The 15506-nt window shown below is 64.8% G+C and carries 16 protein-coding genes; 5 read left to right on the top strand and 11 right to left on the bottom strand.

The genetic code is table 11. The features are described from left to right. Positions 1-143: 143 nt before the first annotated feature. Complete coding sequence (locus B4N44_RS16815) at positions 144-1757, top strand: hypothetical protein (protein WP_296703240.1); 1614 nt, start codon at positions 144-146, stop codon at positions 1755-1757. Between the two features lie 108 nt (positions 1758-1865). Here the strand turns inward: B4N44_RS16815 and B4N44_RS16810 are convergent, their stop codons facing one another. Further along, a complete protein-coding gene (locus B4N44_RS16810) occupies positions 1866-3455 on the bottom strand; it encodes an AAA family ATPase (RefSeq protein WP_296703237.1) in 1590 nt (529 codons plus the stop codon). Between the two features lie 130 nt (positions 3456-3585). On the opposite strand from B4N44_RS16810, the gene B4N44_RS16805 reads away from it, so the two are divergent. Further along, entirely contained in the window at positions 3586-3786 is a 201-nt protein-coding gene (locus B4N44_RS16805; RefSeq protein ID WP_093029220.1) for a YgaP family membrane protein, read from the top strand. 196 nt (positions 3787-3982) lie between these two features. Here B4N44_RS16805 and rimO read toward each other — a convergent pair whose 3' ends face one another. From rimO to B4N44_RS16785, 4 genes are all read right to left on the bottom strand, one after another. Beyond that, complete coding sequence (rimO, locus tag B4N44_RS16800) at positions 3983-5308, bottom strand: 30S ribosomal protein S12 methylthiotransferase RimO (protein WP_296703233.1); 1326 nt, start codon at positions 5306-5308, stop codon at positions 3983-3985. Positions 5309-5352: 44 nt separating this feature from the next. After that, entirely contained in the window at positions 5353-6132 is a 780-nt protein-coding gene (locus tag B4N44_RS16795; protein WP_296703230.1) for a VOC family protein, read from the bottom strand. A 57-nt stretch (positions 6133-6189) separates the two neighbouring features. Beyond that, positions 6190-6801 carry a hypothetical protein gene (locus tag B4N44_RS16790; RefSeq protein ID WP_296703228.1) on the bottom strand — a complete coding sequence of 204 codons (612 nt, stop codon included), beginning with the start codon at positions 6799-6801 and terminating at the stop codon, positions 6190-6192. A 224-nt stretch (positions 6802-7025) separates the two neighbouring features. Next, positions 7026-8585 carry a hypothetical protein gene (locus B4N44_RS16785; protein ID WP_296703225.1) on the bottom strand — a complete coding sequence of 520 codons (1560 nt, stop codon included), beginning with the start codon at positions 8583-8585 and terminating at the stop codon, positions 7026-7028. 188 nt (positions 8586-8773) lie between these two features. Between B4N44_RS16785 and B4N44_RS16780 the strand changes: the two genes are divergently transcribed. The 3 genes from B4N44_RS16780 to B4N44_RS16770 are packed head-to-tail and all read left to right on the top strand — an operon-like array spanning position 8774 to position 10464. Beyond that, the gene (locus B4N44_RS16780; RefSeq protein ID WP_296703222.1) at positions 8774-9376 is read left to right on the top strand and encodes a DUF938 domain-containing protein; all 603 of its coding nucleotides are present in this window, start codon (positions 8774-8776) and stop codon (positions 9374-9376) included. A gap of 9 nt (positions 9377-9385) precedes the next feature. After that, on the top strand, positions 9386-9949 hold the full coding sequence (locus tag B4N44_RS16775) for a DUF427 domain-containing protein (protein ID WP_296703219.1): 564 nt from the start codon (positions 9386-9388) through the stop codon (positions 9947-9949). Positions 9950-9981: 32 nt separating this feature from the next. Then, a complete protein-coding gene (locus B4N44_RS16770; protein WP_296703217.1) occupies positions 9982-10464 on the top strand; it encodes a YbaK/EbsC family protein in 483 nt (160 codons plus the stop codon). A 112-nt stretch (positions 10465-10576) separates the two neighbouring features. Here B4N44_RS16770 and B4N44_RS16765 read toward each other — a convergent pair whose 3' ends face one another. The 6 genes from B4N44_RS16765 to rluB all read right to left on the bottom strand — a co-directional run bounded on the left by B4N44_RS16765 (position 10577) and on the right by rluB (position 15481). After that, on the bottom strand, positions 10577-11590 hold the full coding sequence (locus B4N44_RS16765) for a phosphoglycerate mutase (protein WP_296703215.1): 1014 nt from the start codon (positions 11588-11590) through the stop codon (positions 10577-10579). A 33-nt stretch (positions 11591-11623) separates the two neighbouring features. Next, positions 11624-12913: an APC family permease gene (locus B4N44_RS16760; protein WP_296703212.1), complete on the bottom strand. Its 1290-nt coding sequence runs from the start codon at positions 12911-12913 to the stop codon at positions 11624-11626. A gap of 54 nt (positions 12914-12967) precedes the next feature. Further along, the gene (locus B4N44_RS16755; RefSeq protein ID WP_296703210.1) at positions 12968-13429 is read right to left on the bottom strand and encodes an RES family NAD+ phosphorylase; all 462 of its coding nucleotides are present in this window, start codon (positions 13427-13429) and stop codon (positions 12968-12970) included. After that, the gene (gene parS, locus B4N44_RS16750; RefSeq protein ID WP_296703207.1) at positions 13429-13917 is read right to left on the bottom strand and encodes a type II toxin-antitoxin system Xre/ParS family antitoxin; all 489 of its coding nucleotides are present in this window, start codon (positions 13915-13917) and stop codon (positions 13429-13431) included. Before parS ends, B4N44_RS16755 begins: the two co-directional genes overlap by 1 nt. 265 nt (positions 13918-14182) lie before the next feature. After that, on the bottom strand, positions 14183-14452 hold the full coding sequence (locus B4N44_RS16745) for an Lrp/AsnC family transcriptional regulator (RefSeq protein ID WP_296703205.1): 270 nt from the start codon (positions 14450-14452) through the stop codon (positions 14183-14185). Positions 14453-14566: 114 nt separating this feature from the next. Then, on the bottom strand, positions 14567-15481 hold the full coding sequence (gene rluB, locus B4N44_RS16740) for a 23S rRNA pseudouridine(2605) synthase RluB (protein WP_296703198.1): 915 nt from the start codon (positions 15479-15481) through the stop codon (positions 14567-14569). Positions 15482-15506: the final 25 nt, after the last annotated feature.

Here is a 15506-nt window from a genome sequence, read left to right as displayed (position 1 = left end):
ACGCATCAGTTTCGGTCACACCCCCTCAGACCAACGAGACATGGGGAGGCCCCGATTGATCGTCGGTGCACTAAGCTACCGTATAGAGCCGCCTGGGCGGCGAGTGGGACGCGATGTCCCTGTGTCAACCGGGGCCTGCCGTCATGATAGGACAAACCATCGGTGAGTTGTTGAACGCGCATGTGACGCTGGATGTCGAGGGGATCGATCGACTCTACCTCAACGCCTACCAGCCCAGGCTGCAGACCGGGAGCGGGGTGGCTTACTTCTTCCGTATGCACCGCGGCGCTGCCGTCGCCTCGACCATGTTGATGGCCCCGATGAGTCATGCCTTTGTCGCCGCGATCGAGGCCTTTGCCAAGCGCGAGCAGATCGACGTGGTGCATTTTCATGCGCACCAGAACAAGGATGAGGAAACGCAGAGGCGCTTGGCGCTGGCATCACCGACCGAGGGCGTGCTGTACATCGGCGTGGCGCAGGAGAAGTTTTCCACCTTTCGCGTCTCCAAGAGATGCAACCCGCTGACCGGCGACAGCTTTCCATGGCTCAGTCGCTCCGATGTCATGTGCAACCAGTACTATTTCTACCTCGTGGACGAGGACTTCGGTCCGCTGTTCATCAAATTCTCATCCTACTTTCCCTACACCGCGCGGATCTGCCTGAACGGCCACGAGTACGCCAAGCGGCAACTGGCGAAGGCCGGCCTGGCCTTCGCGCCGCTCGACAATGGGATCCTGCGGTGTGCAGAGGGGCCGGCCCTGCAAGGGATCCTCGACGCGATGAGCGCCGAGCGCATCGAGGCGATGGTGCGCAAATGGTTCGCGCGCCTGCCGCATCCCTTCACGCCCGAAGACCGCGCCGCGGGATTCCGCTACGAGCTGTCGATTCTGCAGGCGGAGTTTGCCCGCACCCAAGTCCTCGACCGTCCGCTCGCCGGGCGCCAACTGTTCGAGGAACTGATTCGCGAGAACCTCGATCTGGGTCGACCCGAGAAAGTCAGCTTGATCTTCCAGCGTCGCATCACCAAGCGCACGCCGGGGCGGTTTTGTACCCGCGTGCTTACCCGAGGGGTCATCCCCACGCTGCATGTCAGCTACAAACGCTCCAAGATCAAGCAGTACTTCAAGCTCGAACGTGCGCTGCGCACCGAAACGACCATCAACAACACCCGTGACTTCGGCATCGGCCGCAAACTGTGCAACCTGCCCGCCTTGCGGGCCATCGGCTTTGCCGCCAATCGCCGCCTGCTCGAGGTCGAAACCATCAGTCAGGACTGTGCCCTGGCCGCCGGGGTGTTCGAGGCCGTCACCCAGCCGCAGACCATCGACGGGCAACGGGTCCCCCGCCTGACCTTCGGTGATCCACGCGTCATGTCACTCCTCGCCACCCTGTGCCTGTTCTTCATTCCGCAGCGGTTCCGCAACGTCTGGCTGCGCGAGAAAATGGCCCAACTGCTCGGCGTGCCGCTCCAGGACTACGGCCCCGGCAAGGCGACCTATGATCTGCGCCGACTGCGCCTGCACGGCCTCATCGAACGTCTGCCCAACAGCCACCAGTATCAGGTCACCCCCACCGGCCTGCGGGTGGCCATGCTCTTCGTGAAACTCAACAACCGCCTGCTGCGACCGGGACTCTCACAACTCTTCGACGGCTGCCCGCAAGCGCCCGACCGCCCGATGGCCAAGGCCATCAAAGAACTCGATCGTGCCCTGGAGCAGCTCCTCGCTCAGGCCAAAATAACCCCCTTGCAAATTTGACTCATGCGTGAAGATCTTTTTCCGTTAAAGCTATTAATTTAAACCGCGCCCCCACCGGGGGCCGTGGCTGCACCAAACGTCGAGTTCACTTGAAAACGTAGCATCTCGCTATGGACGCGGTTCAGGCGCATCCAGCGAGCCGAAGACCGACTCGATCCGGTCGAGCACCTCGGCCAACGACGGCGTTCGGCTGGTGTCGATGAAAACCGCGCGGACCCGCTCTTCGGAGGCCAAAGGCTCCAAGGCCAGCCGTTGATGCTCGAGAACCCGCAAGTCGGCGTCCGATGCATCCTGGTTTTCGGCGCGCCGCCGGATGATGCGGTTACGCAGCAGATCCACGGGTGCATCGAGCGCCAGGATCGCGGCCGGGATGCGGCGCCGTCGGGCGAAGTCCCAAAAGAGTGCGCGCCGCGACGCGCAGATGAAGGTCGCATCGACCAACACGTCATAGCCATAGCCGAGGATCGCCTCGGCCAGCCGCAGCAGCCGTGCGTAGGTCCAGGCGGTCGCCGTCGGGAAATAGATTCCGGCGTCGAGCGACGCGCGGGTGGACAGGGTCTCGGAGATGCCGAAGAGACGCTTGCGCTCGATGTCGGAGCGCAGGTGGATCAACGGGAGCGCCTCGCGGAGCCGGCACGCCATGTAGCTCTTTCCGGACCCGGACATTCCGCACGCAAGCAGGAGACGGGGCGAGCGGGGACCGATGTAGGACTCGGCAAGCTCCAGATAACGGATGCAGATACTGCGATCGAGGGCCTGTTGGGCCGGTTCCAGATCGGGCTGTGCGAGACGGATCGCCATGACCTTGGCCCGGACGAGCGCGCGATACACCTTGTAGAGATCCAACAGCGCCAGCAATTCGTAATCGCCGCTGCGCTCGAGATAGCGATTCAGGAAACGCCGCGCCAACCTCGTCGCACCGGATTCATCCAGGTCCATGATCAGGAAGGCGATCTCGCTCGCCGTGTCGATCCAGCGCAGGAAGGGATTGAACTCGATCGCGTCGAAGATGCGGATCTCCCCATCGACCAAGGCGATGTTGCCGCGATGCATGTCGCCGTGACACTCGCGGACATAGCCGTTGCGGCGCCGCCGCTCGATCATGGGGCTCAGGGCCTGCCAGCGCACGCGCGTCCAGGTTTCGAGACGATCCAGTCGATCGCGCGGATCCGCCAGCAGGGCGCGGGAGCGAATCTGCGCAAGATTCTCGACCATGGGAGCAAGCACCGCCTCCGGAGTCCCGTACGGGCTTTCGGTATCGGCGACGGGGATCCGGGCATGAAACTCCGCGATCTCCATGGCCAAGCGATCGATCAGCTCGCCGGACAGCTCCTGACGGTCGAGCAGCGCTTCTTGCGGGAAACGATGCATCTGCACGGCATACTCCTGCACCGGACCGGGTCCGCCGATGCGCGGCGCGCTTGCGGTGCCGGTGACGGCCACCACGCCCAGATAGAGATCCGGCGCCAGGCGCCGATTCAACCGCAGCTCCTCCTCGCAACAGCGGCGGCGGCGCTCTAAGGTGGAGAAATCGAGAAAACCCAGGTCGATCGGCTTCTTGAGCTTGTAGGCAAATGCCCCCGCGAGAAACACGTGCGAGATGTGTGTTTCGATGTGCTCGACCGCATCGACTGGATGCGGATAGACAGCCGGCCGCATCAGGGCTTCGAGCAAGCGCGGAAAGGCGTCCACGTCCACGGTACAGCTACCCTCATCCGCTCGGCAAAAACCTTACGTCAATCGACCTTGAACCTAGTATAAGCGTTCTTTAATATCCCGTAGGGCAGATACCCTTCCCAACCCGCAATCCGAACCTTTGGAGATATCCATGTCGATCGAGCGCATCGTGTTTGCCGTCGCCGGCGCCTTCATCCTGATCTCGCTCCTGCTGGCGCACTATGTCAGCCCCTACTGGATGTGGTTCACGGCCTTCGTCGGCCTGAACCTCCTGCAGTCCGCCTTCACCGGATTCTGCCCGCTGGCCGTGATCCTGAAGAAGATGGGCAAGAAGGCCGGCCCCGCGTTCTGAGGCCCGCTGAACCGCGTCCGGAGCGATCAAAATCGCTTCGTCCTTTGCCTTGACCTCGTGCCATACGACAACCTCGGCGAGACGCGGTTCAAAAAACCAAAGGATTTTAATGACTTCAATCGCGTCGGCGCAGGGCGCGCATGCACGCGGGAGGGCTGGCCCAAACGCAGAGGCCGCAGATCGAAACGGACGCGATTTAATCGGTCAGCGGCTGCGCCCACAGATCATGGTCGCCCGCATCCGTGACCTCGACCTCGATGAAATCCCCCGGATCCAGCTCCCAGGCGCCCGCGATGATGACCTCGCCGTCGATCTCGGGTGCGTCGGCGTAGCTGCGCGCGATCACCTCGTCCTCTGCGACCTCATCGACCAGCACCGTCATTCGCTGACCGATGCGCTCGGCGAGCTTCGCCCGGCTGATCTCGGCCTGCACGGCCATGAAGCGCTCGACCCGCTCATGCTTGACCGGCTCCGGGACAGGATCGGGCAGCGCGTTCGCACTCGCGCCCTCGACCGGCGAATAGGGAAAACAGCCGACGCGATCAAGCCGAGCGGCACGCAGGAAGTCGAGCAGCTCCTCGAACTCCGCCTCGGTCTCGCCCGGAAAACCGACAATGAAGGTGCTGCGCATGACCAGCTCAGGGCACTGCTCGCGCCAGCGCGAGAGCCGGTCGAGCACCTTCTCGGTCGCCGCCGGACGGCGCATCGCCCGCAGGATCGTCTCGCTCCCGTGCTGCAGCGGCATATCCAGATACGGCAGGATCAGTCCTTCCGCCATCAGCGGGATCAGCTCGTCGACATGCGGATAGGGATAGACATAGTGCAGCCGGACCCAGGCCGGCAGCTCGCCGAGTGCGCGCGCCAGGTTGAGCGTGTCGGTCTTCAGCGGCCGGCCCTTCCGGAAATCGGGCCGGTAGCGCAGATCCAGCCCGTAAGCGCTGGTGTCCTGCGAGATGATCAAGAGCTCGCGCACCCCCGACTCCACCAACCGCTCGGCTTCTGCGAGCACCTCCCCGATCGGGCGACTCGCCAGATCGCCGCGTAGGCTCGGGATGATGCAGAAGCTGCAGCGATGGTTGCAGCCCTCCGAGATCTTGAGATAAGCAAAGTGCCGCGGCGTGAGCTTGACGCCCTGCGGCGGCACCAGGCTGACGAAGGGATCATGCGGCGCCGGCAGCTGCGCATGCACGGCCGCCATCACCTCGTCGAGTGCATGCGGACCCGTCACCGCAAGGACCTCGGGATGGGCCTTGCGAACGATCTCGGCACGCGCGCCCAGGCAACCGGTTACGATGACACGACCGTTGGCCTGCAGCGCCTCGCCGATCGCATCGAGCGACTCCTCGACCGCGTCGTCGATAAAGCCGCAGGTGTTGACGATGACGAGATCGGCATCCTCGTAGCTTGGCGGGATGCCGTAGCCCTCCGCACGCAGCTGCGTAAGGATCCGCTCGGAATCCACCGTCGCCTTGGGACAGCCGAGGCTGATGAATCCGATCTTGGGTGTTTGCGTCATCGACATGGGGTCAACCGGGATCTACAACATTCAAAGAAAACCGACGCGCGTCAAGGGTGACCGAACTGGATGACGGCGAAGATGGCACCCTGCGGGTCACCGAGGAAGGCGAATCGGCCGACATTCTCGACCTCCTTGGGATCCATGACGATGCTGCCGCCCAGGCGCTTGGCCGTCGCCAAGGCACGATCGCAATCCTCGACTCCGAAATAGATCGACCAGTTCGGCGGCATCGAGCCCCATTCGGCGTCGAGCTCGATCATGCCGCCGACCTCTTTGCCGTCGAGCTCGAACAGCGTGTAACGCCCGTCCATCAGACTCTTGCTGGTGCGTGCGGTCCAACCGAAGAGGTCTTGGTAGAAACGCGAAGCGGCCTTGGTGTTGCGGGTCTGCAGCTCGCTCCAGCTGCGTGCGCCGTAGGTATTGTCGAGCTCGGCGCCGAACAGCGAGTTCGGCTCCCAGAGGCCGAGCACGGCGCCGGTGGGATCCTGAATGAAGGCCATGCGTCCGAGCTGCATCACATCGACGGCGGGCATCACCAGGCGTCCGCCCAGCTCGACGGCCTGCTCGGCGCTCGCCTGAACGTCCATCACTCGGACATAGCTCGCCCAGTAGGGAAAGGCGCCTTGCTCGGGCGCCATCTCGTAGAGTGCGGCGGCTCGCTTGCCGTCGCGTTTCAGGATGCTGTAAGGCACCTCGTAGTCGGTCGCCAGGTCGTCGGAGGTCCAGTCGAAGATCTCGCCGTAAAAGGTCTTCGCGGCCTCGGGGGCATTGGTCGCCAGATCGACCCAGCAGAAGGTGCCGGGTGGGTAGCTTGTCATCTCGGCCATGGAGACTTCCTCGGTGCGGATCCTTGATTCGGATCCTTCAGGTTGAATGCTGCGGGATCAGTCGAGCTCGGCATCGGCGCGCCGGCCTTTGCGACCCGTCAAACGGCGCGGCGACGGGTCGCCGTCCATCATCATGAGCATGCGCTCCTCCTCGGCGAGACGCTTGGCGGCGAGATGCTTCTCCTGCCGCACCCGGGCGGTGTAGCCGAGCGCCGCACCTCCGGCCGTCGTCAGGGTCAGCAACCCGAGCGTGACGAACTGGGCCAGCATCATGGCCACGCCCAGACCGACGGCACCACCGACGACGACGCCGGTCTTGAGGTTGGCACCGATCGAGCCGCGATGCCGGACCTTGGCCTGGAGGACCGCGTTGTCGCGACCGACCTTCGCACGGATCTGCTCCGCCTTGACCCGAATCTTCTCGCGTTCCTTGGAGAAACGCTCGCTGACCCGCGAGACGGTGCGATGCCGATCAGCTGCAACGATGGTATTGAACCAAAAGGCGACCAGCGTGCCGATCGAGCCGCCCAACAGCAGGAAGAGCGGCCAGGTCGTTTGCCAGTCGGTACTCAAGGCGGTGTAGACCAAGAGCCCCGTGACACCCTGGAGCAGAAAGATCCCGATCAGGAAGCGGACCAAGCTGCCCACGCCGGTTGGAATGATATTCATAGTCTAAACCGCGTCCAGAGCGAGGTGCTCATTTTCGAGTGAGTTCGACGTTCGGTGCAGCCACGGCCTTCAGCGGAGACGCGGTTTAAAATGATCGGTTTGTCTAATCTCTTAAACCGCGTCGGCTCCGGCGGTCGTCACGTCTGCCGGGGCCGATCACATCCAGAAACATCGCATACCGCGCTGGGCGCGGTTCAAGTCGTCACTCCCCGGCGTGGAGCGGATCAAGCACGCGGCGGCTCGTTCTTCAAGAGGGCTGCAACGCCGAGCATCAAACGACCGATCGCCGCTCCTGCTCCTGCTCCGGATTCGCCCGGCCCCCCCAGCATAAAAAACCATACCGACTCTGCGGTCGTCACCGTCCCCGCATTGCCGGATTGTGGCGCGCGCACGCCTCGGAGTCGATCGCGGATCGCCCCCAGACTCTCCGGGCGGCCGGCGAGCTCGGGGCCGATACCGCGATCGAAGGCATCGACCACACCATACAAGTGCTCGATCTCGAGGCCGGAGAGATCCGCAACCAGCCTGTAAGCGCCGGCTCCGCCGGGCAGGAGATCCGGCTCGAGGGCGGCAACGAGGAAGGGACCGGAGCCCTTTTGCAGACGCGTCGCGAGACCCGCCTCGCCCTGCCCGCGCAGATCCTCGATCAACTGCTTGCGCATGCGATCCGAGAGATCCGCGGCAACCTGGTTGAACAAGGGCATCCCGCCGAGCTCCGCATCGACCGGGATCAGAAAGACATGGACATCGGAGCGCGGCGCGGCCTCGGCATCGCCGCCGACCGCCGAGTAGGTCTCGACGAGTCGAAACAACTCGCGATGACGCGCCTGATCCGTCTGCTCGAGACGCTCCACATTCGGACCGACCATCACGAAGGTATAGAGGCCGAAACCAGGCACCGCACGCCGATACAGACGATCGATGCCGTTCGAGGTCTCGATGCGCACCGCCGACCCCTCCGACGGAAAATAGGCCATCGCGTGGTCGCGTGCGAGACGCGTCGGACCGCTGCCCGAGCCGTTCAACTCGAGATGCCGCGTGAGCCCGTCGGCCGCCGCCGTCTCGATCGCGCGTCGCGCCCGAGGTGCGCTCAGTGCGCGCGCCCGCTCCGCGACAGGGGCTAGGACCTGCTCGCCTCCCTTTGCGACCATCTCGCGCACGATGTCCGTCGGCGGCGCACAGTTGCCGAGGATCAGCGCCTCGGTGCCTTCGGCCGGATCGATCACGGACGAATAGAGACTCGCCACCAAGGCATCGAGCCCGTCCCGGGTCGAGATCGACATGGATCGTGCAGACAGACACTCGGCCGCCACCTCGGCCCGCAGAATCTCGGGATCCTGGCTGAAAAGCACCGTGGGCGCGCCGGGATCGTTGAACAGGACGCCCTCGGTCGGACGCGCCGCGTCCGGAAGCGGGCCGGCCCGAAGTGAGTCGGATGGCCGTGCTTCACGCAAAAGGGTCTCGTCCACGCCCTGCCATTGCGGAGGCTCCGTTGCCTCCGCGACACTTGGAACCGGTCCGGAAGCGGCGCCGATCGGGAGATCCGGACGAACACCGACACAACCGGCGACCGAGACGGCGAGCCCGAGTAACCAAGCAGCAGCGACGACGCGTACTCGCCCGCCCGCACGAAAACGGCACGGTTGCCGCTCGGGTCCGGCAAGGATGTGGTGCAAAGGTGTCTCCACGATGTAACCGTCTCCCTGTATCGCGTCAGTAGTCGTCGATTCGGCGCCGACCTGCGCAACGGCGGCGCCCTGTCGGATGTCTGCGTTGCGCAGCATAACGGATCGCGCAGACCGAGCCGATGCCATTTCGTCTCGCGGCGTCGCGAAGCCGGTTGTCGATCGACCCACGTGCCCCGACGTTCCGAATGACGCAAGGGGCGACACCATCTCGATCTTGGCCCGAACATGCGAGCATCGGGACCCCGATCCATCCCCGACCCGACTCATCCCGAACGGCGAAGACCATGTATCCGACCGATAAACCCTACTCGGAAGCCTGCGAAGAAAACAAGCGACCGATTCTCGACGTGATCGGCCCGCTCTTTCAAGAGGCCCGACATCTGCTCGAGATCGGAAGCGGCACCGGCCAGCACGCGGTCTTCTTCGCCGCCGCCATGCCCCACCTGGTGTGGCAAACCAGCGATTGCGCGCACTCTCTCCCCGGAATCCGGGCCTGGCTGGAGGATGCCGCCCTGCCCAATCTACCGCCCGTGCGCGTGCTCGACGTCACCGGCATCTGGCCCGACGAACGGTTCGACGCCGTCTTCAGCGCCAACACCGCCCACATCATGTCCGAAGCGCAGGTCGAGGCCATGTTCGAAGGGGTCGGCGGCGTCCTGGTCGACGGCGGTTGTTTCGTTCTCTACGGACCCTTCAACATCGGCGGTCGCTACACCAGCGAGAGCAATGCACGCTTCGACGCCATGCTGCGCTCGCGCGACCCCGCGATGGGCATCCGGGATCTCGACCTCCTGATCCGGATGGCCCGCGACAACGGCATGGAGCTGACCGCGGATCACCCGATGCCGGCGAACAACCGCACCCTGGTGTGGCAGCGTATCCCCTGAGGACAGCCCATGCCCGAGATGCCGAAAGATGACCCCCGGATCGCACGCGCACGCGCCGCCTGGCGCTTTCGCGGACAGACACGGCCCGACTTCGCCGTCGAGCCCGGTCCCGGTCAGGAGTCCGTCTGGGACTACCCTCGCCCGCCCGCGATCCGCGCGGAACCGCGCCCCGTCAGGGTCCTCACCGGGACTGTGACCCTGGCCGACTCGCATCGTGCGGTTCGCGTCTGCGAGACCGGAAGCCCGCCGACACTCTACCTCCCGCCGCAGGACGTCGCGATGCACCTCCTGGCGGTCTCGCCGACGCGCAGCTTCTGCGAATGGAAAGGTCAGGCACGCTATTTCCGGCTCAAGGATGCCGCCAGCGCCGCGACGGACGTCGCCTGGTGCTATCCGGAGCCGCTCGCGGGCTTCGAGCCCCATGCCGGCTGGATCTGCTTCTATCCCGGACGCGTCGCCTGTTTTCTCGACGGGGAGCGCGTGCTTGCACAACCCGGCGGCTATTATGGCGGCTGGATCACCGCCGATGTCGTCGGTCCATTCAAAGGCGAGCCAGGGACATCCCACTGGTAAGAGTCCGATCGTCACTCTGAACGCGGTTCAGCATGAAAGCCTCGAAAGCACCCGTCACGCAAGCCATCCGCGCACTGCGCGCCGCCAAGATCCCCTTCGAAGGCCACCCCTACACCTATGTCGACGGGGGCGGAACGGCGCAGTTCGCGCGCGAGCATGGTGTCGACGAGCACCTGGTCGTCAAAACACTGATCATGGAGGACGAGCAGGGCAACCCCATGATCGTCCTGATGCACGGCGACCGGCAGGTCTCCACCCAAGCGCTGGCACGAACGATCGGCGTGAAGCGCATCCAGCCCTGCGCGCCGGCGATCGCCGACAAGCATTCGGGCTATCAGGTCGGCGGCACGTCACCCTTCGGCACACGTCGCGCCATGCCGGTCTACTGCGAAAGCGGGATCGCCGCGCTGCCGCGCATCTACATCAACGGGGGCAAGCGCGGCTACATCATCTCGCTCGCGACCGTCGACGCACTCGCCCTGCTCAAACCCACACTGCTCGAGATGGCGACCTGACCGGTCACGTCGCCGAGCGTGGCGGAAACGTTATCGGTTGGACAAGCGCCGCAGATTGGACAAGCAAAGCGCAGTCCACCCTACCGGCTTGGTTCAACAACCCGCTCCAAGCTCAAGAGCCCCGAACCAAGCATTGCGCCAACCCATCGCGACGCCAGAAGCGGCGCAATGCCGATCGGGTGACCCGATAGACCATGCCCTCGCAAGGGTCGATCAGAATCTCGTCGAGCGTCCCGCCCTTGATCCGTGCTTCGAGCACGGCGAGCGTCGCATCCAACGCGAGCAACGCCGTCGACCAGCCATCGAGATCCCGCTCCAGCAGCGCCGCACCGAGCCGGTCCCAGAGCACGAGATGGCGGCATCCGGGAAGCGGCTCCTGCGGCGACCACCCCTCCAGCGAGCGATGCGCACCCCCGCACCATCGCGCCAAACCCGCGGACAGCGGATCATCCCCGACCACCGCGTCCGGCGGTTCGCCCGAGCGCTCCGGCAGCATACCGCCGCCCCAGGTCCAGATGCCGCTGATTGCCGGACGCCGGGCCTGCTCGCGCAGACGATTGACCTCGCTGCCGTAAAAGAGCATCTGCACCTCGTTCATCAGGCCGCGCCAGCGCCGGGCATCCGCACCGCTCGGGAGATCGAGCGGGACAGGCCCGCCCAGAACGCGCTCCAACGGCTCCGTGCGCAGGTCCAGTTCTCGATCCGATCCCAGATACCAGCGATTCGGATGCGGCGCGGTCAACCGCAGCCCATCGGCGGCGAAATGGCTGTTGAAAAGTGCGACGAGTGCATCCGCCTCCGCCCGGTCGGGCGCGACACCGGTGCCGGAGAAGAGCAGCAGACGGTCGCGATCCGGGCGCAGATGTACCGGATCGGCATGCATCCAGAAGCCGACCGGCCATTCATCGGATGCCTCGCCCAAGAGACTCATCGCGGCCGTCGGGGCATCGCGTTCGGGGTCGGTCGAGACGCCGAAACACCTCAGAAGGGCCGTCGCAGCGTCGTGCCCGCCGGTCGGGATGCGATCCGCGCGCGCGAGCAGCCCATCGATGGCCGGGACCTTCGGGAGTGTCTCCGGTGCGGCCGGGATGGGGCCAAGGAGGCCGGGGCAGATGAGGTTCAGCATGTTGATTCCGGAACGGCAAAGACGGCGTGTCCCTCAGCGACGACCCGAGAGCCTCACGGACACCCAGCCCAGACCGAGCAGAATGATGGCCAGAAACACCGGAAGCGGTCGTTCCAGCGCGAGGAACAACAGACTCGCCAGACTGACCAGCATAAACACCAGCGGCGGCAGCGGATACCAGGGCACCCGAAAGGGTCGCGGCAGATCCGGCTCGCGCCGGCGCAGACGGATGACACCGGCGACGGTGACGACCGCGAAGAGTGTGAGCGTGAAGCCCGCAAAGCTCAAGACGCCCTCGAACGAGCCGGTCAGGATCATCGCGAGCGCCAGACCCTGTTGCAGCAGCACGGCACGTGTCGGTGCACCGCGCCGATTGCGGACACTGAGCGGTCGGAAGAACGGGATGTCCTCGCCGATACGCTCCAGGACACGTGGTCCGGCGAGCACCATGGCGCTGACGGTCGAGACCAACAAGAGGGTCAGCACCAGGCTCATGAGATGCCCGCCGACGGCGCCGAAAATGGTCTCGGCGGAGAGCGCACCGACCTCGACGCGACCGACCAAGGCAGCGTATTCGACGGTGCGCAGAAAGGTCAGATTGAGCAGCAGATACAGCAGCGTGACGATCAGCGTACCGAGCAGCAGCGCGCGCGGGACCGCACGATGCGGGTCCTGGACCTCGTCCACCACATAGGCGGCGGCGTTCCACCCCGAGTAGGCATAGGCGACATAGATCAAAGACACGGCAAAGGGCGCGCTCCAGACCGCGCCGAGCGTCGATGCACGGGGCACGACCGAGAGGCTGTCCGAGGTCGCCGGCAGAGCCAGCCCCACGGCGCAGAACAGCAGGATCACGGCGATCTTCAACCAGGTCGCGACCACCTGCACGCGCCGCCCCAGATCCAGGTCGAAGGCATGCACGGCGGTGACCATAACCAAGGCCGTCACCGCAATCGCGGTGGGCGGCGCCGGGAGGACGGTTGCGGCATAGTGCCCCATCGCCATCGCCGCCAAGGCCACCGGGGCCGCGAAGCCGACGGTCACCGAGACCCAGCCGGCCAATTGACCCAACAGTGGATGGAAGATCCGCGACAGGAAGTGGTATTCCCCGCCCGAGCGCGGCAAGGCGGCGGCCAGCTCCGCGTAGGAGAGTGCGCCGCAGAGCGCGATGAGACCGCCGATCAACCAGAGCATCAGCAAGGCCGCGCCGTCCGGGATTCCGGCTGCTTGGAGGCCGAGCGTCGTGAAGACGCCCGTGCCGATCATGTTGGCGACCACGATGAGGATCGCGGTGCGTTGGTCGATGAAGCGCGGTCTGCTCATAGTGCCGGCATCCGAGGTCGTGTTCCGATCGATTTTGCGCCGATCGAAACTGGATCAACGCACAAGACGCGGATCGAAATCGAAGGGTTGCAGGGTCGCCGTCGAGAACACCGTGCCGGCCGCCCCATGAGCGGGATTCAACAGCAGGTTGCGTTGCTGCGGGATCAGGACACTCGGGACCGAGAGTGCGAGCGATTGGCCGCCGGTCAACCAGGCGGTACCGATCGTGGCGGTCGACACAGGCGCGGGATCCTCCCGCCAGTGCGCAGGCAGCCCGGTGTCATCCAGGAGCAGCACCTCGTCATCGGGAAGATCGAGGGCGACCAGACGATACCGATTGAGCACCTCGCTTCGATGCAGATGCACCAGCAGCTCCAGAGCCGCCAGCGCGATGCTGTCCGAGGTGTACAGCATTGCATGACCCTTGCGGTTCCAGCGTCCGCCGTAGACTTTCGCGCCCGAGCCGTCCAACGCCGTATCGGCGAATCGTTCCTTGACGAGCCGATAGACCCGCATCAGCTGTAGACGCCGTGCTCCAGACGTCCGATGAGGTCATGCACCTGCGTGGCACCGGCCTCGGTATCCAGATGCTCGATCGGCGCCGTCCCGCCCAGCGCCTTCGCCGGCTCACCGAGCCACCCGGACGCGGCGGAGGCGTCGCCCTCGAAGAGATCCACCGCATCGCTGAACGCGGCCGCGATCCGGTAAACACGATCGCTCTCCTCCGGAGACAGACGTCCGTCGGGGCTGCGCCGACGCCGGGTCAGCGTCGATGGCGCGATCTTGGCGATCCGCAGCAGGGTCTGCTGCGGCCGGCCGAGGACCTCGGCCAGACGCTCGATGACCGCCACCGGAAAGCCGCGGCGGCTCTCCGCGACCAGCCCCGCCCGATCGGTCGGGAGCCCAAGCTGCAGGAAAACCATCGCTCCCGCTCCCGGAGCAACAGCAGCGTCGGCGACGCCGGACAACACCGGAATCCGGAAGAGACTCGCGTGCGATGTCATCAGGCAACCCTCCAAATGCGATATGGCATTTAGAATACACCCAAATGGAAATCGCACAACCATTAAGGCAACTTCGGGAGAATGCCATACCCGTAGGTTGCGCTGACGATAGGAAGCGCAATTTCTGCAGCGTGGGTCGTTAACGGCGACGTCCGCCGCCTCCCCGCAACCTCCAAAAAATCACCTAAAACGCGCCGCTCCAACCTCGCAGAGATCCACAACGCCAACACCACCCACCAAGACACCGCACCCCCTCGAGCGCGTTTTATACGGAGAACATCGCCTCGAGGTCATGCCGCGAATACGCCTTGAAGGCCAGCAACGTATTCGTCTTCTCGATTCCCTCGATCTTGAGCAGGTGGTTGGTGACCAGCTCGGCAAGATCGTCGTTGTGGACGACACGCACGATGGCGATCAGATCGTAGTTGCCGCTGACCGAGAAGACCTCGGAGATCGTGCTCATCCCGGCCAGCTCGTCGGCGATGTCGTTGATCTTGTCGCGCGCGACATTGATGAGAATGATTGCCGTGACCATGACTCGCTCCTCGTTAAAGATGTCTGAACCCGATCGAGCCTGAATGTCCTTTAGGGGCTCGTAGGAACAAGGGGCGACTGAAGTCGCCCCTACAGATCGGCAGATTCCTTCCCTTCAATCACCTCGGCGATCGCCGCGGGGTCGACCCCAGTTGGGACCGCGCGAGAATGGTGAGTCGCCGCTCGGTTGTTTGGACTGCCAAGGTTTTGCCCCGGGGCGGACCTGCCGACGCTTGGGGACCGGCGGTGTCAGACCGGCCTGCGCCATCAAGGTCTTTTGCTCGTCCTCGGACAGGGGTCGCCAGTTCCCGGTATAGAGGCGTCGTCCGAGCTCGATATTGCCGTAGCGGATGCGGATCAGGCGACTCACCTGGCAGCCGGCGGCCTCCCAGAGTCGGCGCACCTCGCGGTTGCGGCCCTCGCGCAGCACGACATGAAACCAGCGATTCGCACCCGTGCCGCCGCGCTCGGTCACCGCGTCGAACTTGGCGAGCCCGTCTTCCAGCTCGATGCCGGCGGCGAGGCGCTCGAGCGTTCCTTCGGGCACCTCGCCGAGGATACGCACGGCGTACTCGCGCTCGACCTCGCGCGAGGGATGCATCAGCCGGTTAGCCAGCTCGCCGTCGGTGGTGAAGAGGATGAGCCCGGATGTATTGATGTCGAGCCGACCGACCGCGATCCAGCGGCCCTCTTTGGGCTTGGGCAGACGACGAAACACCGTCGGGCGTTCCTCGGGATCGCGGCGCGTGACCAGCTCGCCTTCGGGCTTGTGGTAGGCGATGACCTGCGGAAGCTTGTCTCGCCGCCCTTTGAGCTTGACGTCTTGCCCGTCGATGCGGATCCGATCCCGGCTGGTGACCCGATCGCCGAGCTTGGCGAGATCACCGTTGACCCGGATCCGACCCTCGCTGATCCAGCCCTCGATGGTGCGACGCGAGCCCAGGCCCGCGTCCGCAAGGGCCTTTTGCAGGCGCACGGGCTCCTCGGCGGGAGGCGGCGGAGGCTGGGGCAAGCGTCGGTCGATTTTCATATCGGGGTCTCGGGTTTATCGGTTC

It is taken from the genome of Thiocapsa sp. UBA6158, from assembly GCF_002423035.1.
Lineage (GTDB): Bacteria > Pseudomonadota > Gammaproteobacteria > Chromatiales > Chromatiaceae > Thiocapsa.
The sequence above is the reverse complement of the archived record's forward strand: the minus strand, read 5'-3'. Positions and strand labels throughout refer to the sequence as shown.

Coding starts and splice junctions, on each gene's coding strand:
- parS (WP_296703207.1), bottom strand. CDS start 13,917: ATGACATCGCACGCGAGTCTCTTCCGGATTCCGGTGTTGTCCGGCGTC.
- B4N44_RS16745 (WP_296703205.1), bottom strand. CDS start 14,452: ATGGTCACGGCAATCATTCTCATCAATGTCGCGCGCGACAAGATCAAC.
- B4N44_RS16755 (WP_296703210.1), bottom strand. CDS start 13,429: ATGCGGGTCTATCGGCTCGTCAAGGAACGATTCGCCGATACGGCGTTG.
- B4N44_RS16785 (WP_296703225.1), bottom strand. CDS start 8,585: ATGCTGCGCAACGCAGACATCCGACAGGGCGCCGCCGTTGCGCAGGTC.
- B4N44_RS16790 (WP_296703228.1), bottom strand. CDS start 6,801: ATGAATATCATTCCAACCGGCGTGGGCAGCTTGGTCCGCTTCCTGATC.
- B4N44_RS16760 (WP_296703212.1), bottom strand. CDS start 12,913: ATGAGCAGACCGCGCTTCATCGACCAACGCACCGCGATCCTCATCGTG.
- B4N44_RS16795 (WP_296703230.1), bottom strand. CDS start 6,132: ATGGCCGAGATGACAAGCTACCCACCCGGCACCTTCTGCTGGGTCGAT.
- rluB (WP_296703198.1), bottom strand. CDS start 15,481: ATGAAAATCGACCGACGCTTGCCCCAGCCTCCGCCGCCTCCCGCCGAG.
- B4N44_RS16775 (WP_296703219.1), top strand. CDS start 9,386: ATGCCCGAGATGCCGAAAGATGACCCCCGGATCGCACGCGCACGCGCC.
- B4N44_RS16780 (WP_296703222.1), top strand. CDS start 8,774: ATGTATCCGACCGATAAACCCTACTCGGAAGCCTGCGAAGAAAACAAG.
- B4N44_RS16765 (WP_296703215.1), bottom strand. CDS start 11,590: ATGCTGAACCTCATCTGCCCCGGCCTCCTTGGCCCCATCCCGGCCGCA.
- rimO (WP_296703233.1), bottom strand. CDS start 5,308: ATGTCGATGACGCAAACACCCAAGATCGGATTCATCAGCCTCGGCTGT.
- B4N44_RS16770 (WP_296703217.1), top strand. CDS start 9,982: ATGAAAGCCTCGAAAGCACCCGTCACGCAAGCCATCCGCGCACTGCGC.
- B4N44_RS16815 (WP_296703240.1), top strand. CDS start 144: ATGATAGGACAAACCATCGGTGAGTTGTTGAACGCGCATGTGACGCTG.
- B4N44_RS16805 (WP_093029220.1), top strand. CDS start 3,586: ATGTCGATCGAGCGCATCGTGTTTGCCGTCGCCGGCGCCTTCATCCTG.